The organism is Nocardia sp. NPDC056000, assembly GCF_042269265.1.
Classification (GTDB): Bacteria; Actinomycetota; Actinomycetes; order Mycobacteriales; family Mycobacteriaceae; genus Nocardia.
Genome location: NZ_JBHJXS010000014.1, coordinates 286515 through 306961 on the forward strand (window position 1 = coordinate 286515; position 20447 = coordinate 306961).

Genomic DNA, 20447 nt, shown 5'->3' on the forward strand with positions numbered 1-20447 from the left:
TTAACTCTCGATTGGCAGGCCCGCCTCGGCCCAATCCTGAATGCCGTCACGGTATTTGCGCACGTTGGTATAGCCGAGCCGCTCCAGCTTGCCCGCGACATTCTGACTGTTGGGGCAGGCGGCGTTGGAACAGTAGGTGACGATGGCGGCCGTCTTATCGGGCAGCAGTCGCGGGGCCAGGGTCTCGACGTCCGCCTCCACCAGGGCGATCGCACCCGGCAGATGCGCCTTGGCGTAGTACTCGCCGCCGAGGGCGTCCAGCACCGTCACCGCTCCGGCCTCGATCTCGTGCGCCAGTTCTTCGCGAGTGATCAACGTGGTCATGGGTTTTCCTTTCCCGAACACAAAAGTATGTGCGTGTGCACGCTACTACTTATGTGCGCGCGCACGCAACCGGTTATGCTGAACCGGTGCCGCCGAAATCCCACCCCGCCGTCGCCGCCTGGGCCGCGCTGCTCCAGGTGCACGCCACACTGGTGCCCGAACTCGACGCCGAACTGCGCCGCGCCACCGGACTACCGCTGAGCTGGTACGACGTCCTGCTGGAACTCGATGGGCCGCACCAACTCCGAATGAGCGATCTGGGTGAGCGCGTGGTGCTGAGCCGAACTCGGGTGAGCCGGTTGGTCACCGAGATGGAGTCCCACGGGCTGGTGCGACGCGAATCCAATCCCGATGACGGCCGCTCCGCCTTCGTCGGCATCACCGATAAGGGACGGGAGCGATTCCGGGAGGCGGCACCGCACTATCTCGCGGGCATCGAACGCCGCTTCGGCGGACAACTGGATCACGCGGAGCTGGAGACGGTGGCGAACGCCCTGCACAAGGTGCTCAGCCCGGCCGAGCTACCCGATCCGGCACCGCGGCGCACCCGCTGATCGCACCGGCCTGGGAGTTCGGCGCGCTCGGAGTCGAATAGTTGCCCTCGCGCTGACGAGGGGGAAGGGTGGATCGCCGGAACCATCCATCCATACGGAGGAGACAACTCGTGCGTTTCGGCATCTTCATCCCACAGGGCTGGCGGCTGGACCTGGTCGATATCGACCCCGCCGCACAGTGGGACGTAATGCGCGATCTCGCCCAGCGCGCGGACGCGAACGCGGACTGGGAATCGCTGTGGGTGTACGACCACTTCCACACCGTGCCGGTCCCCACCGAAGAGGCGACCCACGAGGCGTGGACCCTGATGTCCGCCTTCGCCGCCACCACCTCCCGCATCCGCCTCGGCCAGATGTGCACCGCCATCAGCTACCGCAATCCGGCCTACCTGGCCAAGGTGGCCGCCACCGTCGACCTGATCTCCGGCGGCCGCGTGGAAATGGGCATCGGCGGCGGCTGGTACGAACACGAATGGCGCGCCTACGGCTACGGATTCCCTTCCGCCGGTGAACGTCTGGGCCGCCTCGACGAGGGCGTGCAGATCTTCAAGCAGGCGTGGACCACCGGTGCGGCCACCCTGGACGGTAAGCACTATCAGGTGGACAACGCCATCGTCCGCCCGCTTCCGTTGCAGGAGGGCGGAATTCCGATCTGGGTGGCGGGCGGCGGCGAGAAGGTGACGCTGCGGATTGCCGCTAAGTACGCGCAGTACACCAATTTCTCGGGCGATCCGACGGAGTTCGCCCACAAGTCGGAGCTGCTGCGCGGCCACTGCGATAAGGTCGGCACCGACTTCGATGCCATCACCCGCAGCTCCAACTTCAACACCCTGGTGGGCGCGACCGAATCCGAGGTCCAGCAGCGCCTCACCGATCTGGAAGTCCGCTTCGCCAAAACCCTCGGCGAGGAAGCCGCCAAGTCCCATGTGGACAGCCTCTTCCGCAACAGCCCCGCCGTGGGCACCCCCGAGCAGGTCATCGAGAACATCACCCGCACAAAGGATCTCGGCCTGTCGTACAGCATCCACTACTTCCCGGAAGCCGCCTACGACACCACGGGCATCGAGATCTTCGAGAACGAGGTAATCCCCGCCCTGCGCTGACGGATCACCTACGCCCCCGGCCCATTGCGGCCGGGGGCGTTTGCGTCCGATCAGCGCGGGACGGTGACCGGGTCGGCGCAGCTGGCCAGGGCGTCCACCAGGGAGCACGCCTTGGGGTCGCGGGTGGGGCGATAGTCGGTGGGGACACCGCTGTTGGCGGTGATGGCCGTATAGGCGGGGACCGCGTCGGTGGGCTTGCGGGTGAGGGTGGGATCGGTCAGCACGTCCACCGTGTAGAGACCGAAACGGGGTGTGTAGGAACCCCATTCGTAGTTGTCGGTGAGGCTCCAATAGTTGTAGCCGATGACGTTCATACCGTCGGCCTTGGCGCGCTGGATCCAGTAGACGGTGTCGCGGAGGTCGTCGGCACGGGTGTAGCCATCGGCGCGCGGGAGGCCGTTCTCGGTGGGCATGCCGTTCTCGACGATATAGAGCGGCTTACCCGGGAAGGCCCGCGAATAGTGTTGCAGCGCATAGTAGATGCCCTCGGGCTGCAATGAGTTCTTCCAGAGTTCGGTGGAGATGGCGCGCATATCGTCCGGGGACATGCCGTAGTAGTAGTCGATGCCGATGTAGTCCAGCTTCGCGGCGATCGCGTTCATGAGCGGGCCGTTGATCGCGTCCTCGGCCGTCGGGATGTAGGCGACATTGCTCGTCACCATGGCTCCCGGCTGTACCCGATGGATGTAGTCGTAGATGCCGTTGTGCGCCTGGGCGATTCGATCGGTCATGGCGGGAATGGTCGCGGCCGAGATGCCGCCGTGGCGGGTCTCGTTGAGCATGTACATGACCGGCTCGTTGAAGGTGACCCAGAGCGGGTTGAAATGGGCGTAGCGGTCCACGACGGTGCGCGCGTTGGCCAGCCAGTCCGGCACGATGTCGGGGTTGTTCCAGCCGCCGCGATCGACCTCCCAGCCGGGGTAGACCCAGTGGTCGAGGGTGAGCATGGGTTGCATGCCCGCGGCGGTGATGGTGGAGATGACGTCGTCGTAGAACTTCAGGCCGTTCTCGTCCCATACGCCGGGTTGTGGTTGTACGCGGGCCCATTCGATGCCCATGCGGTACACCTTCACACCGAGGTTCTTGGCGAGTTGGATATCCGAGCGGAAGCGGGAGTGGAAGTCGATCGAGTCCCGGTACGGGTCATCGGTTTTGCCCTGCGCGACGTAGCGCGACCAATTGCTGTCGGGGGCGTCGCCCTCGGATTGGAAACCGGAGGCCGCCACGCCCCAGAGGAAATCGCTGCCCAGCGGTGCTACCTGGGTCGGCGGGGCGGGCCGGGCGGCGGCCGGGGTGATGCCGAGGACGAGGGTGGCGGCGACCAGGGCGGCGGGGGCGAAATATCGAGGACGGACACGCATCGGAACCGGATTCTCCTTCGCTTGTGCGCGGCAGTGGCCGCATTGAAAACCGTACAGCGCTCGGTTTTGAGTGGCAAGAACACCCCGGACCTGGCTTTAGACTCTGTGCGTGGCGAAACGGGGACCCTACGGCAAGGGCATCGAGCGGCGAGAGCAGATTCTCGACGCCGCGCTGCGCACCATTGCCGAGCGCGGTTATCTGGCCACCTCGGTCGCCGAACTGGCCGAGGCGGTCGGCCTGAGCCAGGGCGGTCTGCTGCACTACTTCGGTTCCAAGGAGGAACTGTTCGTCGCGGTGCTGCGCCGCCGCGATGAGACCGATGTGGCGGCCGCGGCCGAATACACTCCGGAAGCCTTCATCGACGTGGTGCGGCGCAATGCCCGGGTGCCGGGGCTCATCGAACTGTTCACCCATATGCAGGCGGCCGCCGCCGACCCCCGCCACCCCGCGCACGACTATATGCGCGAACGGTATCGCCTTGGCATCGAAGGCTTTTCGCACTCGCTGCGCGCCCTGCGCGATGCCGGGCGACTGCCCGCGCACCTGGACCCCGACGACGCCGCCACCACGCTGTTCGCCCTCGCCGACGGCCTGCAATCGCGCTGGCTCATCGATCCGAGCTTCGATATGGCCGCACATCTGGAACGGTGCTGGCACAACCTGATTCGCTGAGTCAGCCGATCCAGGCCGCGACGGCCAGGAATACGCAGATCAGCACGAACAGAATGCCCATCAGCGGCGCGATGAACTTGACGTACCGGTCGTAGCGCACCTTGGCCAGTGCGATACCACCGGTCACCACGGCGGTGGTCGGCGTGACCAGATTCGCCCAGCCCGAGGCCGACTGCCATGCCGTGACCACCAGCGAGCGCGGCACATTCGCGAAATCCGCGAGCGGGGCCATGATCGGCATGGCCAGCGTGGCATGCCCCGAGGTGGATGGAATCAGGAAGGCGAGCGGCACATTCACCAGGAATACCGCGACCGCGAACACCGCCGACGACGTCCCGGTCACCACGCCCTCCAGGGCGTGCAGCACGGTACTGGTGATCTGGGTGTTGTTCATGATCACCGTGACCCCGCGCGCCAGCACGATCACGATGCCCGCGCCGACAAAATCGCCGAATCCCTTGCCGATGGCCTCGGACATCTTGCCCTCACCGAGCCCGCCCACCAGGCCGATCACCACCGCACCGACCAGGAACAGCGCGGTCAGCTCCGGGAAATACCAATCCAGTTCCCACGGAAAGGATTTCGCGTCCGGACCATTGATCACCGTGCCCCACGGAATGATCGAGAAGATCATGAACGCGAAGGTGAGCCCGACCAGCCAGAGCACCGCCACCTGCCGCGCGGTCAGCGGATCCGGTTCATGCTCTTCGGCTTTCACATCCCGGTCCCCGGGCTGCCAGCCGGACCAGGACTTGTCCGGATCGTTCTTGACCCGCCGGGCGTACCAGAGCACATACGCGACGGTGACGATGGTGAGCACCACCAGCATGGCCAGCCGCAGCACAATGCCGTCGCCGATGGCCACATTCGCCGCCGAGGAGGCGGTACCGGTGGCGAACGGGTTGACCGTGGAACACAGCACGCCGATGCCCGCACCCGCGATGATCGCCCCGACCGCCGTCATCCGGTCATAACCGAGCGCGAGCATCAGCGGGACCAGCAGCGCGTAGAAGCCCAGCGTTTCCTCCGCGAAGCCCTCCACCGTGCCCGCGATGGCGAACACCACCATGATGCCGACGATCAACAGGAAGGACCGGCTGCGCAATTTATAGGCCAGCCGCCCGATTCCGCTGTCCAGCGCGCCGGTGGCGAAGGCGACGGTGATGAACGCGCCCACCGCGAGCACGAACAGGAAGACCGCCGCCGCACCGTAGAGCGCACCGGAACTGTCGGGCGCGACCTGACCGTCCTGCCCCTGAATCCCGTAGAGCCCGTTCACCGGCGCGAGGAACAGATCCCGCAGGCGCTCGCCGAAACCCTTCGCACCCTCGATGCGGTGATACGACCCGGCGATGGTGTGGCCCTTGTCGTCCATCTGGTACGCACCCGGCGGAATCACGAAGGCCGCCAGCCACACCGCGACCGTGACGCCCGCCAGAATCGTGTAGGTGGAGGGGAAGCCGCGTTTCTTCTTGTGCTGCGCGGGTTTCGGAGCGGGAGCCGGATCGGCCACCGTGGTGTCGCTCATTTGCGCATCCTGTTCGCGAACAGCTGGAAGAACTCGGCCTCGGCGAGCGCGGTATTGCTCAACTCGCTCAACAGGACTCGCTCATTGAAGCCGTGCATATTGCATTTGGAGTCCTCCGCGCCGATCATGATCACCTCGGCGTTCGGATTGGCCGCGGCCATGGAATTGGTGAGCGGAATGGAGCCGCCCATGGCCGAATCGACCACCTCGGTATTCCACGCCTTGCCCATGGCCTCACGCATAGCGGCGTACGCGGGACCGGTTGTCCCGGCGGCGAATCCGGCGCCGACATCACCACCCGTGACGGTCAATTCGATGCCGTACGGCTTGACCTTCTTCAGGTGTTCGATGACCGCGCGCTGCCCCTCGGCCGGATCCTGCTCCGGGTGCACGCGCACGTTCAAATACGCCTTGGCATACGGAACCACCGCCGACGCAGCGGTTTTCACCGGCGGCGCGTCCAGGCCGATCACCGTGATGGCCGGGCCGTACCAGATGCGCTCACCGATCGGGCCGGTGCCGAGCAGCGGCATTCCCGGTGCCATACCGGTGATTTCGGCGAATTCCTGATCGGTGTAGTTCGCACCGGTCCAGTCGTCCCGGCGCAGACCTTTCACGGCCACATTGCCATCCGCGTCGTGCAGGGTGGCGAGCCCGGCCACCAGTGCGAGCAGCGCGTCCGGGGCGGCACCGCCGAACTGCCCCGAGTGCACGGGGGCGGCGAGCGTGCGCACCTCGACGAAAACATCCGCGACACCGCGCAATGCGGTGACCAGGGTGGGCGTGCCCGCGCGGATATTCCCGGCATCGCAGATGAGCAGGGCGTCGGCCTGGAACAGGTCCGGCTTCTCCCCCGGATAGTCGTCGAAGCCGGAGCCGTACTCCTCCTGGCCCTCGATGACGATGGTGACCCCGACCGGCGGTTTGCCGCCGTAGGCCCGCAGCGCCCCGATATGGGCGACGACATTGGCCTTGCAGTCCGCCGCGCCGCGCCCGTAGATCGCGCCGTCCTTTTCGGTCGGCGTGAACGGCGGTGTATTCCATAGACTTTCATCGCCCGAGGGCTGAACGTCGTAGTGGCCGTACAGCAGTACCGTCGGCGCGCCGGGCGGCGGTGGAATCCGGCCGTAGATGACCGGGGAGGTATCCGGCAGATTCAATACCGAGATATCCGCGACTCCGGACTTTCGCAACTCATCCGCTACCAGATCGTGCGCGCGCTGCACATTCTCTTTCGGATAGTCCGGGAAGGCGATGGAGGGGATTGCGACCAGCCGCTCGAGCAGATCCTTCAGCTCGGGCATGAGGTCGCCGACAGTGCCACGCAGGTCCGGCCGCAGATCCATTCCGCTATGAAACCACCACTCGCGGTCAGATCAGCGAATCTGTGGCGATCTTTGCCGAACCGCCAGGTCACGCCACTGCTGGCGTGTTTCAGATCCCGGGCGAGTCCGCCCGCACCGGCACCGTGGCCGGATCGGAAAGCACTGTGCGCCTGGCGAATTCGATTGCACCGAGCAGCATGGCGTCCTCCCCCAGCACCGCCGGTCCGATTCCGAGTTCCACCCCGCGCGCCAATGCCCGCCGCCCGGCCAGCCGAGCCGTGATGGTCGGCTCCAGACAGGGAAACCATTGCGCCAGCAGCCCGCCGAGCACGACCTCATCCACATCCAGCAGTGCGGTGATGCTCATGATCACCGCGCCGAGCGCATGCCCCGCGGTCTCCAGCGCGGCCGCCGCGCGGGCGTCACCCGCCGCCAGCGCGTCGATCAACAGCGCCGAGGCGGCCTCCAGCCCGTCCCGGGCGAACTCCTCCCCCAGCCCGGCCGCGGTGAGCACCGCCTCCGGCCCGGCATAGAGGACCAGGCATCCGCGCGCCCCGCACAGGCATACCGGCCCGTCCAGCGCGACCGGCATATGCCCCGGCTCCCCCGCCACCCCGTGACTGCCGATTTCAATGCGCCCGTTCAGCACAACGCCACCGCCGATACCGGTGCCCGCCTCGATCAGCACCAGCCTGCCCCGCCGACCGCGCGCGTGATACTCGGCCAGCGCCGCCGAATTCCCGTCATTGACCACATCGATCGGACACCCGATCCCGGGCAGTCGCTCCGCCACCAGTTCCCCCAGCCGCACCGGCTCCAACCACCCGAAATCCGCCGCAGCCATGACCGTTTGCGCGGCGTCATCGCGCACCGGCCCAGCCATCGCGATCACTATCCGCACCGGCACCGAATCTGCCGAATCCGGCTCGCCCGCTCGCCCGACAGCACCGATCGTGTCGGAAGCAACTGCGGCGGAATCGCTTTCGACGGCTACCGGCCCGACAGCACCGCATTCCGATCGCACCGTCGCGACGGCGGCGTGCTTGGCGCGCAGCACGGCGGTCGCGACCGCGTCGGCCATGGATTCCGGTCGGCCGGGCGCACTGCGATGCGGTGCGGACTCGCGCCAGACGATCTCACCCCCGAGATCGGCGACGACCACGCGTAATTGCTCGGAGGTGATCTGCACGGCCACCGACAGCGCGCGGCGCGCGGCGAGCCGCAGCGGACGGCCCGGGCGACCCCGCCCTCCACTGCGCAACGCATCGTCCTCGTACACGAGTCCGCGTTCGATCAGATCGCCGACGAGCGCGGTGACCGAACCGTGCGCCAATCCGGTGGCGGTCGCGATATCGGTCCGCGCGCACGGACCGTGCTCGGCGATATGCCGCAGCACCGCACCCAGATTGCGGCGGCGCACCGCGGCGGAATCGGCCGGGCGCCGCGCGATGTCCCCCTGCGGATGTGCGTGCTTCACAGGTCGACATTATGCTGGCCCATAATTATTTCAACCGTTGACTTAAATATGGACCAGAGGTTTGCCATGCCAGTGCCGCACTTCAGACGCCGTTCACTCCTGCTCGGAACGGGCGCACTGGCATTGGCCACCGCGTGTTCGACGAGCAAGTCCGATGACAAGACCGGCCCGGCGGACACGATCACCACCACGTACGGACCGGTCAAAGGGGTGCGGCGCGAGACCGGCACCGCGTATCTGGGTATCCCCTACGCGCAGCCGCCGGTGGGCGAGCTGCGATTCGCGGCCCCCGTGCCGCCGACCCCGTGGCGCGAGACGCTCCATTGCACGAAGTACGGGCCCACCGCGCAGCGCAAGGGGCTCTCCGAGGTGACCGCGATTCCGGAGCCCAGCATCCCGGGCGACGGGGTGCTCAACCTGAACGTCTTCACACCCGATACCGGCGCGAAACTGCCCGTGCTGGTGTGGATTCACGGCGGCGGCTTCGTGGCGGGCAGTGCGGCCAGTCCCTGGTACGACGGCGCGGCCTTCAATCGGGACGGCGTGATCGTGGTGTCCGTCGGCTATCGGCTCGGCATCGAGGGGTTCCTGCGGGTTCAGGGCGCACCGGACAATCGCGGGGTACTGGACTGGATCGCGGCGCTGACCTGGGTGCGCGACAATATCGCGGCCTTCGGCGGTGATCCGGGCCGGGTGACGATCGCCGGGCAGTCCGCGGGCGGCGGCGCGGTGTGGGCGCTCATGGCCGCACCGTCCGCGAAAGGTCTTTTCCACGCGGGTATTTCGGCCTCCGGCGCGGTGTCGCAGCCCAATGATCTGGCGACCGCGGTGGCCGAGGCCGAACTGTTCACCAGGCGCACCGGCCTGCCCGCCACCACGGCGGCGCTGAATGGGTTGTCCGGCAGCCAGATTCAGGATCTCGAGGATAAGCTGCGCGCCATCGGCCCCGACAGCGGGACCGTGTCCGCCCTGGGACTGGCCCCGTTCGCCGACGGCGGCACCATTCCGCAGTCCACCCCGGAGCTGCTGAAATCCGGTGGGGCGACCAATGTTCCGCTGCTGCTCGGCTTCACCCGCGACGAATTCAACGGTATGGCGAGCGAGCAGCCGGTCACCGATGCCACCCTGCCCGTCGCCTTCGCCGCCATGGGCCTGCCGCCCGGCGATATCGACGCCTTCCGCACCGCGTACCCGGGTGACAATGCCGCACAGCTGCTCGGCCAGGCGCAGAGCGATCTGCTGCTGCGCGCACCCACCTACCGGCTGGCCGAGGACCGCGCGACCCGCAATCAGCCCACCTGGCTGTACGAGTTCACCTGGGCGTCGAGCGCGCCGAAATTCCAGGGCAGCTCCTTCCACTGCCTCGATGTGCCGTTCGCCTTCGACTGTCTGAAGGCGCAGGGCGTCACCGCGGTGGCCGGTGACAATCCACCGCAGTCCCTCGCGGACGCGGTGCACAAATCCTGGGTGTCCTTCATCACCTCCGGCGATCCAGGTACGGCCTGGCCGCGCTACACCCCGGAGCAGCGCCAGACCATGATCTGGTCGGATTCACCCCGGGTGCAGGCCGATCCCTTCGCCGGTCAGCGCGCGCTCTGGTCGCGCTGACCCGGAAACCGGCCGCGCCCGCCGCCCCGCCGAATATCGACCGGCGAGCGTGACGGCGGGCGCACCGGGTATGCCCCGTCCATGCACCGCAATGGCAAACTGAGGGCAACTCCGAGGTCGGAGGGTGTCGAGACGGATGGGTGGTTCCAGATGCTCGGATTTCGCCGGTGGGCCGTGCCCGCCGTCATGATGGCCATGCTCGGGCTGCCGGTCACGCAGGCGCAGGCCGCACCGGGCGAGACCGAGGCCGCGCTGGGCGGCGGGTCCGGAATCGTGCTCGGCCGGTCCACCAAATGCACGCTCACCACCATCGGCAATGACGCCGCCGGCCGCCTGGTCGGCTTCACCGCCGGACACTGCGCCGAAGCGGGGACACCGGTGCGCGGCGAGCAGTTCCCGGACGCGGGCGTGGTCGGGGTGATGCGGGACTCCGACAATGATCTCGATTACGGCGTCATCGAATTCGATCCCGCCAAGGTGACCCCGCTGCGCACGGTGGGCGCGACCACCATCACCGAAATCGGCTCCGCCCCCACCGCTTTGGATGTGGCCTGCCAGAACGGGCGCACCATCGGATTCGCCTGCGGCGTCGTATGGTCCGCGGGGCCGGGCGGTTTCATCGATCAGGCGTGTTCGAGCTACGGCGATTCGGGCGGTCCGCTGACCGTCGGCAATCGGCTGGTGGGGCTGGTATCGCGGGCGCTGATCAGTGACACCGCCGGAATGCGTTTCAGCTGCACCAATTCCGCCAATCCCCTGCATTCGCCGGTGGTCGCGGTGTCCTTCGACGCGATCCGGGCGGACGCGGACGCGCACGGCGGCCTGGGCGCGGGCTACCAGCCGATCTGACCGGTCAGTGATCGGTGAGCACGTTCAAGGCCCGGTCGATATCGGCCTCGGTGTTGTAGAGGTGGCAACCCAGCCGCAGCCGCCCGGCTCGAACCGCACCGATCACCCGCGCGGAGCGCAATCGCTCCAGCGTCTCCGATGTCACCGGTACCGACAGAATGGCCGAATTGCCCACGGGCAGACCGAGACCCGTGCGCAGGCGGTTCGCGAGCGCGAGATTGTGCCGCCGGATGTTCTCGATCTCCACCTCGAGCAGTAGTTCCAGCGCCGGTTGCTGGCCGAGCCAGGCGGGCCAGACCGGCGAGACATCGAATCTGCGGGCATCGCTCGCCAGTCGCAGCGGCGCGTCATAACAGGTCTGCCACGGCTCGTCCCCGGCGTACCAGCCCGCGGCGATCGGGCGCAGCGCATCGAGCGCGGCATCGGTTCCGGCCAGGAACGCGGTGCCCTTGGGACCCAGCAGCCATTTGAACCCGACGCTGACAATCCAATCCGCGCCGGTGTCGTGCACCGGCAGCCAGCCCGCGGCCTGACTCACATCGAGCAGTACGCGCGCGCCGTTGGCGTGTGCGGCGGCGGTCAGCGCCGCGGCGTCCACCACGTAGCCATCGGCCGATTGGACCGCGGCCACGGCAACGACATCGTCCTCCGGCAGCACCGAGGCGGCCAGTTCCGCCATCGGTACGATCCGCACCCGCAGATCATCGCGCGCCAGGAAAGGCCATGTCACCGAGGTGAATTCATGTTCGCCCACCAGCACCTGGGCACCGGCGGGCAGGCTCTGCGCGATCAGCCCGACGAGTTGGGACACCTGCGCCCCGACCGCCACCTGATCCGGGCGCACCCCGGCCAGTGCGCCGAAGGCGGCACGGCAGGCGCGCATGGTGGCGTCGACGTCCGCTATCTCGAATTCACCGCTCGCCCTGCCGCGTTCGGCCGCTTCGACGGCATGCAGCACCGCGCGGGGCATGAGTCCGTACCCGGCCGCGTTCAGATAGGTGACCGTCGGGGCGAACGCCTCCCGGACGGTATCGGACAGCAGGGCCGGATTCGACGCGATCGTCATCTACCAAGTCTGCCCATCCGGCATCCGGTGCGAAATATCCACTGGTACCGGAACTGGCATGATTCACGCTCCGGTGCGGTGGGGTTCGATACGACCGAGCAGACCGCGCAGTTCGGTGGCGAGCGCGGTGATGCGCGGTTCGATGGCGGCCGGAACGCGCGCCGGATCACACACGATGATGCGGAGTTCGTCATCGTAGTGCGGGGCGGGGATGAGATCGGCCGCCGCACAGTGGTAGCCCAGGCGCAGGAACACATGCTCCTGCCCGTCGCGCACCCCGGCGGTGCCCCAGATGGCGCGGCGGTCGAGCAGCCGCGCCAAAGCCGTTCCGGCGAGCAGCAGTTCGGTCGCGAGGCCGTAATGCCGCCACTGCAGGGCGACCAGCAGGCGTCCGCCCTCCAGCATTTCGGCGTCCAGACAACCGAGTTCTCCAGCGATGCGGTCCGCGCCCACCGGATCGAGTTCGCGAATTCGACTGCACGGCAGCGCTTCCAGCGGCGCGTAGCGACAGCACGCGATCAGCTCGCCCGCATCGGTTCGCACCATGAGGTGATAGGCGCGCAGATCGTGCGGGTCCGGATCGGCGAAAGTGCCGTCGGTTTGCCGGAAATCGGGGCGACGGCCGCTGTTCCACGCTATGCGCGCCCGGAATTCACGCAACTCGACCAACCAGGGCAGTTGCTCGATGTCGGATTGTGGTGCACCCACCGTGGATTCGAGGCACAGCAGCAGTTTGCCGGGGTCTTCCGGTGCGACGGTCATTTCCATTGCCCTTCGAATTCCGTTTCGGCGGCCGATATGTCGTCCAGCAGATCGGCCGCACGGCGCACATCCACATCGAGCGGCCGGTCCGGATCCACGGGAGCGACTGCGGCGCAGAGCTGTTCGAAGAAGGCCGCACCGGCCGCCGACAGCGGCGGGTCGTCAGCCAGGTGCAGCGCCTGCCGCAACCCCACCGCCAGCGAACCGTGTATCCAGCGCAGCTTGCGCGCCTGCTCGTACGCGGTGAGCGCGGCCTGCGTGCCGAAGGGGACGATGTCCTGGTTGTGCTGGTTGGTGGAAATGCTCTGCATCGCAGCGGGAATGGCCGCGCGCCGCATGGCCACCACGATGGCGGTGGCGGCGATCTGCACACCGGTCAATCCGTGCCTGCGGCCCGGCGCGGCGGACAGCGACGGGGGCAAGCCGGTATTGCGGTGCGGATCCATGAGCAGATCCAGTTGCCGCTCAGCGAGATTGGCGAGCTGGGTGAGCGCGCTGGAGACCAGATCCGCGGCGAAGGCGACCGGCTGACCGAAGAAATTGCCGCCGTGCACCACCTCCCCCACCCGCGGGAAGAACAGCGGATTGTCGCTGACCCCATTGAGATCGGCGGTGACGACGCTGGTCGCGTGCCGCACCGAGGTGAGCGCCGCACCGACCAGCTGCGGTACACAGCGCAGGCTGTACGGCTCCTGTAGCGGACGCGTACCGGAGGGCACCGAACCCGCCAGCAGAGCGCGCAGCAGCCGGGCCGCCATCTCCGCGCCGCCGTGCCCGGAGGCTTCGGCCAGTGTCGCGTCGGCGAATTCGGTGTCCACACCGAGGATTTCGGCGAGCGCGGCGGTGAGCAGCAGGCTGGTGCGCACCGCGCGCGACGCCTGCGCGCAGGCCAGCCCGCCCGCCGCGCCGGTCAGTGCGGTGCCGTTGACCAGCGCCAGTCCATCGCGGCCCGCCAGCGGCAGCGGCGACAGGCCCGCACGGGCGAGCGCGACCTCGGCCGGCAGCCGTTCCACCCCCTCGAACATGTCCCCGCGTCCCATGAGCGCGGCGGTGGCGTGCGCGAGCGGCACCAGATCCCCGCTCGCGCCGACGGATCCGTACTCCGGCACCACCGGGGCCAGGCCGGTGCCGAGCACCTCGACCAGGCGGTGCAGTATCGCGGGCGAGACGCCGGAATTGCCGTGCGCCAGACTCCATACCCGCGCGAGCAGCATGGCGCGCACCAACTCCGGCGGCAGCGGCGGTCCCTGGCCGACGGAGAGGAAGTCGACCAGGCCCCGCGAATGTTCGGCGCCGTCGGGCTCGGCGTGATAGCCGACGAGTGCGCCGTAGCCGGTGGTGGCACCGTAAACCGGTCTGCCGGAACGGATCAGCTCATCGACGAAGTCGCGGCACTCCCGAACGTCGTGTAGGGCGGCATCGGAGATCTCCACGCGGATCGGGCCCCGCGCGGCCTCCAGATGCGATGTGGTGAGCGTGCCCGGAAAGCGCAGCACGACGGTCGGAGCCGATGACACGGTCACGACTGGTTTCCTCTCCCCCGAGCACCAGTTCGCAGCATTCGATGACGCAGTAGAGCAATGGAAACAGGCGATATTCAGCCAGTGATCAGCTATTCCAATCATAGCCATGATCGAGTGTTCCGGGTGTAGACCTGAATAATGCGGACCCGGATCGACGCGAGCAATTCTGAATGGCGGCCAGTTCAATTCAATGCGGCCTCGGAAAGGGATCGGCTCGCGCTCGCCGAACTCCGCGCCTCGGCCGACCCGCGAATACATGACACGATTACCGGACAATTGCGGCAACTCGGAACGCCACGCGGTACGGCGACGCCGGGCGATCTCGCCGAGTACGGCGTCTGGGTCTGGTACCCGTGGACGGGCGATCTCGTACATCTACTGCCCGAGAAGGAGTTCCGCGCGGTGCGCGCCGACCGCAATCGGTACAAGATCACCCGCGCGGAACAGCAGCGGCTGGCCGGTATGCGCATCGGCATCGTCGGGCTCTCGGTCGGCAACGCCGCGGCGGTCACCCTCGCGATGGAGGGCATCGGCGGGGAATTCAAACTCGCCGACTTCGACCGGCTCGGCCTCACCAATCTGAACCGGCTGCGCGCGCGGGTGGCCGACCTCGGCGTCGACAAGACGGTGCTGGCCGCCCGGCAATTGCTGGAGATCGATCCGTTCCTGCGAATCGAACTGCACAGCAACGGCATTCGCGACTCGTTCGTCGACGACTTCCTGCTCGGCGGCGGGCGGCTGGACCTGCTCATCGAAGAATGCGATGACCTGCACACCAAGGTGCTGATCCGGGAACGCGCACGCGCGCACGGCATTCCGGTGCTGATGGAGACCAGCGACCGCGGCATGCTGGACGTCGAACGCTTCGACCTGGAGCCGGGCCGGCCACTGCTGCACGGCCTGCTGGGATCGCTGCGCGCGGAGGAGCTCCGGGGCCTGTCCACCCGGGACAAGATCCCGCACATCATGGCCATTCTCGGCGCGCCCAGCACCCGTGCCGCCGCGTCACTACCCGAGGTCGGGCACTCCATCGGCAGCTGGCCGCAACTGGCCTCGGGCGTGGCACTGGGCGGCGCGATACTCGCGGACACCGCCCGCCGCCTGCTCCTGGGCGAAGACATTCCCTCCGGCCGCTATCACGTAGACCCGGGCGAACTCGTCACCGAACGCCATGCGCTCTACCGCGAACCGGTCACTCCCGCACCGCAATTCGCCATCGCACCTGAAGCTCGTACCACTCCGTCACTACCGCCGAAACCCACCGGACGAGACGTATCGAACAACGGCGAGGTGCTCGCCGATGACGCCGTGCGCTGGATCGCCGCCCTGGGCACCCTCGCCCCGTCCGCACACAATGCCCAGCCCTGGACGCTGCACTGGCGGCGCGATCACGCCCGGCTGGAATGCCGCCACGATCCGGCGCGCGATCTGCCCGCCCTGGATTTCGAGAACTGCGCCACCTGGGTGGGATTCGGCGCTCTGCTGGAGAATATCGAGCTGGCCGCCGCCCAGCTCGGGCTGTGCGCGCACCCCGAGACCTGGCCGGATCCCACCGCACCCGATCTGGTGGCGACCGTCGAATTCACGCCCGCACCCGCGACATTCACCGTCGACCGGCTCGGCTCGCACCTGGTCACCCGGATCACCAATCGCGTCCGCCAGGAACACCGCGAACTCGAACCACGGATATCCGACCTGCTCTCCACCACCGCCGAATCGCATGACGCGACTCTGCAATTCCTGTGCACACCAAAGGATCTCGACGAGGCGGGCGCACTCATAGGCGCGGCGGACCGCCTCACCCTGCTGAACGAGTCGATGCATCACCAGGCCATGCGCGGTTATCGCTGGACCCCGGAGGAGGCCCGCACCCAGCGGCACGGCCTCGATCTGGCCACCGCCGAACTGACCGCCGCCGAACGCACCGCCCTGCACCTGGTCCGCGACTGGAATGTCATGCGCTGTCTGCGCGATATCGGCGGCGGGCGGGCACTGGAGGACCTCGCGCGCAGTGCCGTCGCCTCGGCCTCCGCCGTCTGCCTGCTCACCGTTCCCGGCATCGGCCGCGAAAGCTATCTGCGCGGCGGCCGAATCATGCAGCGCCTGTGGCTCACCGCCACCCGGGAGTCCATCGCCCTGCAACCCATGACGGCCCTGCCCTACCTCTTCGCCCGCCTGGAACGCGGTGGCGGCGCGGGCCTGGACCCCAATGAACGCACGCAGCTGACCACCCTGCGCCAGCGCTATCGCCGCCTCTTCGACACCCCCGCCGACCACGCCGAAGTCCTGCTCTTCCGCCTGGCGCACGCCGCCCCGCCCACCGCCCGCTCACTACGCCTGCCCCTGGAATCGGTGCTGACCCTGAGCTGATCCGAGCCATCCCGGTGGCGAGCTTCATCCGCGTCCTGTTCATGCCGGGAGCATGACGTCGCGCGGATCACCTCTCGGGATCCGCGGACGGTCGGTTCCCAGCTCAGGACGCGATGGCGGGAATGTGCCGCTCCGACAAGGCATCCCCGTACGTCATGCCGCCGCGCAGGCGTTCGATGAGGCATTCGAGGCGATCGAAGAGTTGGTGCAGCAGCTCCAGTGCCCGGTCCTCCTGGCCCGCGCCGTAACGCGGGGCGGCCGCGTTGAGGCGGACGCCGAGGCGGTGGGAACCGGTGCGGCCCAGGGCGACACTGTCGATTCCCGCCATGGTGAGCAGCAGATCCTCCAGTTCGGGGCTGGTGTGCACACCGGCCGCGGTGAGCAGTTCGGCGTCGAATTCGACCGTGACGAACATGCCCTGTCTGCTGCCGAGCGGATGCAGTAGCTCCGCGCCGAGCCGCAGATTGACCGCCGCCAGCAGTTCCCAGGCCGTATCGACCTGAGCACGCAGGCGGCTTCGGTTGTGCGCCAGCTGATCCGGGGAGATGTGTTCGATGGTGGCGCGCGCCAGGTGAGTGGTCTCGCGCTGGAACGATACGGCCAGTCGCGCACGGATCTCATCGAGCCAGGCGCTGTCGCCCGAGCACGCCGCGCCGATCTTGTTCGGGCCGAAGGCGTTGTACGCCTTGGAGTTTCCCGTGATGCTGAGCACGCGATCATAGAGCCGCACGGGACCGTCCGCGGTCGGCACGGTGATCGCGGCGATCGGTAGATGATCATCGACCAGCAGGTCGAAGGACATATCGCAGATGATCGGTACCGCGGCCGCGACCAGCACCCGGCCGATCTCGGTCAGTTCCGCGACGGTGTAGTCCGCGACCACCGGATTGCCGGGCAGGGTGAGCATGACCCCGCACAGATTCCCCTGTGCGGCATGGAGTTCCAGCGTTCGCGCCAATTCGACGGGATCGATCTTGAACGCGCGATCGGCCGTCGCCGCGCTGGACACCATGCGCAATCCGTACTTGGCGATATGCACGCTGGCGCTCTTGTAATACCCCTCGGGACACACCAGCACGCCACCGGGCCGCGCGATGGTGGCGATGGCCTCCTCCAGCAACACCGTGCTGGAGTACGGGCACACCAGCACCTCGGCGGGATCGACCAGTACGCCCGCCACCTCCGGCACGGGCGCGTGCAACCGCTGGAAGAGACTGTCCGCGGCCAGCTTTCGCAGTACCAGGGGCTGCTTCTTGTCGTACAGCCGTCCGTCCCGGTACTCGTCGGGCTGGGTGCGGGTCATCAGCTCATGCCAGGCGGTGTTCAGGGCCGCGACCGTGAGCTCGTCCATCTCCAAGCCGGTCTCGCCGTGGTAGGCATCGATGATGCCCGGATAGGTCCGCCCCCGGGTCCCCGGGAACAGCGGATCGGGGCCGAGGAAGGCGCGTGCGGCCTGTTTGCGCTCATCGGAGCGATTGGTCAACCGCACCGGGTCCGGGCACAGCACTGCCGTGCGTTCGGTCACCGGTACCCGCCTTCACCGCTCGACGCGCCCGCGCCCTCGGCCCAGGATTGGGCCAGTGCGTCGCGGAACAGCGCACGGCTGTCTTCGGGTCCGAGCCTCGAAAACCGCGCCAGCGTGGGCTGCGCCATGATTTCGTTGACCACGAGGGCCATTCCGGCACTCCTGAGTTCGTATAGTTTGTCGAACCTGCTCTGCGCGAACTGCACATCGTGTTTGAGCGCGGAGAAGCGGGTAGCGACGCGTTCGCGCCGCGCGTAATCGTATTCGCCGGTGGTCACATAGCTCTCGTCGACGATCAACATGCTCTGCGCGTTGCTGGCGTGTGCGCGATCCACCAGCACCGTTTCGACGCCGGCGCGCACCTGCTGCCAGATCTTGTCCTCGTAGGGCACCACATCGGCGATGGCGTCGATGACGTAGAGCCGGCGCACCGACACCCCGGCGCGCGCGATGCGCATGATCTCCAGGTGGTATTCATCGCCGAGGTCACCGCCGATGGCGCCGAGATCCGCGGTGTGAATGGCGCAGATCGCCCGGGACGCGCGGCCCAGCACGGTCAGCCAGTCATTGATGGTGTTCCACTCCCATACCGTGGCACTACCCGAAGGGATCTGGGTCAAAAGCTCTTCCGCGCGTTCGAGTTGCCGTTTGGCGATGAAGCCGAGCGGGGTGACCTCACTGCGCGCCGCGCCGACATCGATCAGGCTCTGGGCGATGGCGAGCACCCGGGCGACCGATTCCGGATCCTTGCCGAGCAGGATGTTGAACTGCATGCGCAGATCGCTGCTGACCAGATCGGCTTGCGTCTCGGTGCCGACGACCGGCATGCGTTCGCCCAGAACCGAACTCAGTCGCTCCCGCAGCGCGAGCGGCGGTATGCGAGTGCCGTTCTCGATCTGCTGGATCAGACTGCGCGAGCAGCCGACCTGTTCGGCCAGATGCAACTGCGTGAGATCGCGTTCCTTGCGGAGTCGGCGGACCAGCTCACCGACCTGCTCGCCGTCCGCGGCTGAGCGAGACATGCTGCCTCTCCCATCAGAGTTCCGAAAATTAGCCGTGCCACCACGTGCCATGCGGCACCCATAGTAAGCACGATGTGTCATGTGTGCCAGGCAAGTCCGGCGAGTTTTCGATTTGCAAGATTGCAGCAGAAAAAACAGGCCCGAACTGCGGCTACTCGAAGCGTGCGGTGCAGTCACCCGTGCTCTGCGGCAAGCATTTTCGCCTCGGTTTTCAAGCGATCCGGCCTATTTGTGAGCAGATTCCGGATACTGAGTCATCAGAAGGCATATTTCATATCCTGCTTTGATCTCGAATAGCGCTCTGCACCACAAGAACTCGCTTTTTGCCATGTGTGATATCGCATACCCTTGATGGCACAGGCGGTTTCAGCCGCGGAATCGCCTGCACTTCCCGAGGAGGTGTTCACATGGCCCTCGCATTCACCACGTGGTTGATAACCAGTGACGTGACTCCCGAAATCGCCCTGCGCTCAACTACTTCCGAACACGAGTGGGAATTGAGCTGGCTGCCGGACCGGCCGCTGAGCTTCGAACAGGCCGTCAGCGGCATGGTGCTGGACGAGATCCTGAGCGATCCCGCCCTCGCCGACGGCGAACTCGCCCTGGAACTGGCCGCCATCCGGGCCGGTGAACTCGGCACCACCCTGCGGGAAGTCGTACTGCGCCTGTCGATTCGGATGGCACAGCGCGATCAGCTCCGCAGTCAGGAGAACCTGTGTATTCCGACGCCACACTCCGATGTCAACGCTGCGGCTGGACCGGTCACATCGCGGCCGGGCACCGCCCCGGCTGCGCACAACCGCTGCCTCGGATCGCGGCAGTGCCGCTGCCGACCGCAGGCTACCGCCGGTCGAGCCTGACCGGCACCGTCACCGTGGATCCGAGACCGATGGAAATGCCGGTGCTGCAACCGTTCTGGTTCCTGCTCGCCACCGCCGCGCTCTTCCTGGAGGGCCTGCCGCCGTTCTCACGCGCGATCATGACCGCCACGGTCGGCGCGGTGGCGGCGGCAGCGCTGCTCGTACATGTGGTGGCGGGCGCGCGCATCGGGCTCATTTCGCGCCTGGCCCGGCCGTTCGCGCCGATTCGCTGGCGCACCGGTATGCGCCTGCGCATCACCGATGACGCGGGCGTGCGCTGGACACTGCACTTCCTGCCCTGGTTCGGCACCGATCTGCACAGCGGTGATCCGGCCTTCGCCGAGGGACATCGGAGCCGGACCGGGGAGTTCCGGGCCTCCACCGTCACCAATATCCGCACCGGCAGCAGGCATATCAGCCGCTGGGCCATGTCCTCCATGACCGCGGCCACCTGCCTGGTGCTGATGGCATTGCTGATCGGCACCACCAGAGCCTGACCGGGTGCCGGGCGGTGGTG

The 20447-nt window shown here is 67.3% G+C and carries 19 protein-coding genes; 9 read left to right on the top strand and 10 right to left on the bottom strand.

What is annotated here, in order from left to right:
* On the bottom strand, positions 1-324 hold the full coding sequence (locus tag ACFC4D_RS36535) for a rhodanese-like domain-containing protein (RefSeq protein WP_364628920.1): 324 nt from the start codon (positions 322-324) through the stop codon (positions 1-3).
* Between the two features lie 86 nt (positions 325-410).
* Here ACFC4D_RS36535 and ACFC4D_RS36540 point away from each other — a divergent pair, with 86 nt between their 5' ends.
* Positions 411-878: a MarR family winged helix-turn-helix transcriptional regulator gene (locus ACFC4D_RS36540; protein ID WP_375955625.1), complete on the top strand. Its 468-nt coding sequence runs from the start codon at positions 411-413 to the stop codon at positions 876-878.
* A 110-nt stretch (positions 879-988) separates the two neighbouring features.
* Complete coding sequence (locus ACFC4D_RS36545; protein ID WP_364628911.1) at positions 989-1981, top strand: LLM class F420-dependent oxidoreductase; 993 nt, start codon at positions 989-991, stop codon at positions 1979-1981.
* 50 nt (positions 1982-2031) lie between these two features.
* On the opposite strand, the gene ACFC4D_RS36550 is transcribed toward ACFC4D_RS36545, so the two are convergent.
* On the bottom strand, positions 2032-3342 hold the full coding sequence (locus ACFC4D_RS36550; RefSeq protein WP_376070259.1) for a family 1 glycosylhydrolase: 1311 nt from the start codon (positions 3340-3342) through the stop codon (positions 2032-2034).
* 109 nt (positions 3343-3451) lie between these two features.
* Here ACFC4D_RS36550 and ACFC4D_RS36555 point away from each other — a divergent pair, with 109 nt between their 5' ends.
* Positions 3452-4015, top strand: a complete 564-nt coding sequence (locus ACFC4D_RS36555; protein WP_376070262.1) for a TetR/AcrR family transcriptional regulator — start codon at positions 3452-3454, stop codon at positions 4013-4015.
* A 1-nt stretch (position 4016) separates the two neighbouring features.
* On the opposite strand, the gene ACFC4D_RS36560 is transcribed toward ACFC4D_RS36555, so the two are convergent.
* From ACFC4D_RS36560 to ACFC4D_RS36570, 3 genes are all read right to left on the bottom strand, one after another.
* On the bottom strand, positions 4017-5543 hold the full coding sequence (locus ACFC4D_RS36560) for a YfcC family protein (RefSeq protein ID WP_376070265.1): 1527 nt from the start codon (positions 5541-5543) through the stop codon (positions 4017-4019).
* Positions 5540-6889 carry a M20/M25/M40 family metallo-hydrolase gene (locus ACFC4D_RS36565; protein ID WP_364628899.1) on the bottom strand — a complete coding sequence of 450 codons (1350 nt, stop codon included), beginning with the start codon at positions 6887-6889 and terminating at the stop codon, positions 5540-5542. The genes ACFC4D_RS36560 and ACFC4D_RS36565 overlap by 4 nt, the downstream gene beginning before the upstream one ends.
* 88 nt (positions 6890-6977) lie before the next feature.
* Positions 6978-8345 carry an ROK family protein gene (locus ACFC4D_RS36570; RefSeq protein ID WP_376070268.1) on the bottom strand — a complete coding sequence of 456 codons (1368 nt, stop codon included), beginning with the start codon at positions 8343-8345 and terminating at the stop codon, positions 6978-6980.
* A gap of 66 nt (positions 8346-8411) precedes the next feature.
* On the opposite strand from ACFC4D_RS36570, the gene ACFC4D_RS36575 reads away from it, so the two are divergent.
* Complete coding sequence (locus ACFC4D_RS36575) at positions 8412-9953, top strand: carboxylesterase/lipase family protein (RefSeq protein WP_376070271.1); 1542 nt, start codon at positions 8412-8414, stop codon at positions 9951-9953.
* A 150-nt stretch (positions 9954-10103) separates the two neighbouring features.
* Positions 10104-10802 (top strand): hypothetical protein, encoded by a 699-nt coding sequence (locus ACFC4D_RS36580; RefSeq protein WP_376070274.1) that lies wholly within the window; start codon positions 10104-10106, stop codon positions 10800-10802.
* Positions 10803-10806: 4 nt separating this feature from the next.
* On the opposite strand, the gene ACFC4D_RS36585 is transcribed toward ACFC4D_RS36580, so the two are convergent.
* The 3 genes from ACFC4D_RS36585 to hutH form a co-directional block, all read right to left on the bottom strand.
* A complete protein-coding gene (locus ACFC4D_RS36585) occupies positions 10807-11868 on the bottom strand; it encodes an aminotransferase class V-fold PLP-dependent enzyme (RefSeq protein ID WP_376070277.1) in 1062 nt (353 codons plus the stop codon).
* Positions 11869-11931: 63 nt separating this feature from the next.
* Positions 11932-12630 carry a hypothetical protein gene (locus ACFC4D_RS36590; protein ID WP_376070280.1) on the bottom strand — a complete coding sequence of 233 codons (699 nt, stop codon included), beginning with the start codon at positions 12628-12630 and terminating at the stop codon, positions 11932-11934.
* Positions 12627-14153: a histidine ammonia-lyase gene (gene hutH / locus ACFC4D_RS36595; protein ID WP_376070283.1), complete on the bottom strand. Its 1527-nt coding sequence runs from the start codon at positions 14151-14153 to the stop codon at positions 12627-12629. Before hutH ends, ACFC4D_RS36590 begins: the two co-directional genes overlap by 4 nt.
* Positions 14154-14291: 138 nt before the next feature.
* On the opposite strand from hutH, the gene ACFC4D_RS36600 reads away from it, so the two are divergent.
* Positions 14292-16523 (top strand): Rv1355c family protein, encoded by a 2232-nt coding sequence (locus tag ACFC4D_RS36600; RefSeq protein WP_376070286.1) that lies wholly within the window; start codon positions 14292-14294, stop codon positions 16521-16523.
* A gap of 103 nt (positions 16524-16626) precedes the next feature.
* Here the strand turns inward: ACFC4D_RS36600 and ACFC4D_RS36605 are convergent, their stop codons facing one another.
* Positions 16627-18048 (bottom strand): aminotransferase class I/II-fold pyridoxal phosphate-dependent enzyme, encoded by a 1422-nt coding sequence (locus ACFC4D_RS36605; protein WP_376070289.1) that lies wholly within the window; start codon positions 18046-18048, stop codon positions 16627-16629.
* The gene (locus ACFC4D_RS36610) at positions 18045-19070 is read right to left on the bottom strand and encodes a helix-turn-helix transcriptional regulator (protein WP_375955646.1); all 1026 of its coding nucleotides are present in this window, start codon (positions 19068-19070) and stop codon (positions 18045-18047) included. Before ACFC4D_RS36610 ends, ACFC4D_RS36605 begins: the two co-directional genes overlap by 4 nt.
* 83 nt (positions 19071-19153) lie before the next feature.
* Here ACFC4D_RS36610 and ACFC4D_RS36615 point away from each other — a divergent pair, with 83 nt between their 5' ends.
* From ACFC4D_RS36615 to ACFC4D_RS36625, 3 genes are all read left to right on the top strand, one after another.
* A complete protein-coding gene (locus tag ACFC4D_RS36615) occupies positions 19154-19357 on the top strand; it encodes a hypothetical protein (protein WP_376070292.1) in 204 nt (67 codons plus the stop codon).
* Positions 19358-19477: 120 nt separating this feature from the next.
* Positions 19478-19930, top strand: coding sequence for a hypothetical protein (locus ACFC4D_RS36620; RefSeq protein WP_376070295.1), 453 nt, complete (start codon positions 19478-19480; stop codon positions 19928-19930).
* Positions 19891-20427 (top strand): hypothetical protein, encoded by a 537-nt coding sequence (locus ACFC4D_RS36625; RefSeq protein WP_364628866.1) that lies wholly within the window; start codon positions 19891-19893, stop codon positions 20425-20427. The genes ACFC4D_RS36620 and ACFC4D_RS36625 overlap by 40 nt, the downstream gene beginning before the upstream one ends.
* Positions 20428-20447: the final 20 nt, after the last annotated feature.

Coding starts and splice junctions, on each gene's coding strand:
- ACFC4D_RS36535 (WP_364628920.1), bottom strand. CDS start 324: ATGACCACGTTGATCACTCGCGAAGAACTGGCGCACGAGATCGAGGCC.
- ACFC4D_RS36550 (WP_376070259.1), bottom strand. CDS start 3,342: ATGCGTGTCCGTCCTCGATATTTCGCCCCCGCCGCCCTGGTCGCCGCC.
- ACFC4D_RS36560 (WP_376070265.1), bottom strand. CDS start 5,543: ATGAGCGACACCACGGTGGCCGATCCGGCTCCCGCTCCGAAACCCGCG.
- ACFC4D_RS36565 (WP_364628899.1), bottom strand. CDS start 6,889: ATGGATCTGCGGCCGGACCTGCGTGGCACTGTCGGCGACCTCATGCCC.
- ACFC4D_RS36575 (WP_376070271.1), top strand. CDS start 8,412: ATGCCAGTGCCGCACTTCAGACGCCGTTCACTCCTGCTCGGAACGGGC.
- ACFC4D_RS36580 (WP_376070274.1), top strand. CDS start 10,104: ATGCTCGGATTTCGCCGGTGGGCCGTGCCCGCCGTCATGATGGCCATG.
- ACFC4D_RS36585 (WP_376070277.1), bottom strand. CDS start 11,868: ATGACGATCGCGTCGAATCCGGCCCTGCTGTCCGATACCGTCCGGGAG.
- ACFC4D_RS36590 (WP_376070280.1), bottom strand. CDS start 12,630: ATGACCGTCGCACCGGAAGACCCCGGCAAACTGCTGCTGTGCCTCGAA.
- ACFC4D_RS36600 (WP_376070286.1), top strand. CDS start 14,292: ATGCGGACCCGGATCGACGCGAGCAATTCTGAATGGCGGCCAGTTCAA.
- ACFC4D_RS36610 (WP_375955646.1), bottom strand. CDS start 19,070: ATGTCTCGCTCAGCCGCGGACGGCGAGCAGGTCGGTGAGCTGGTCCGC.
- ACFC4D_RS36620 (WP_376070295.1), top strand. CDS start 19,478: ATGGCCCTCGCATTCACCACGTGGTTGATAACCAGTGACGTGACTCCC.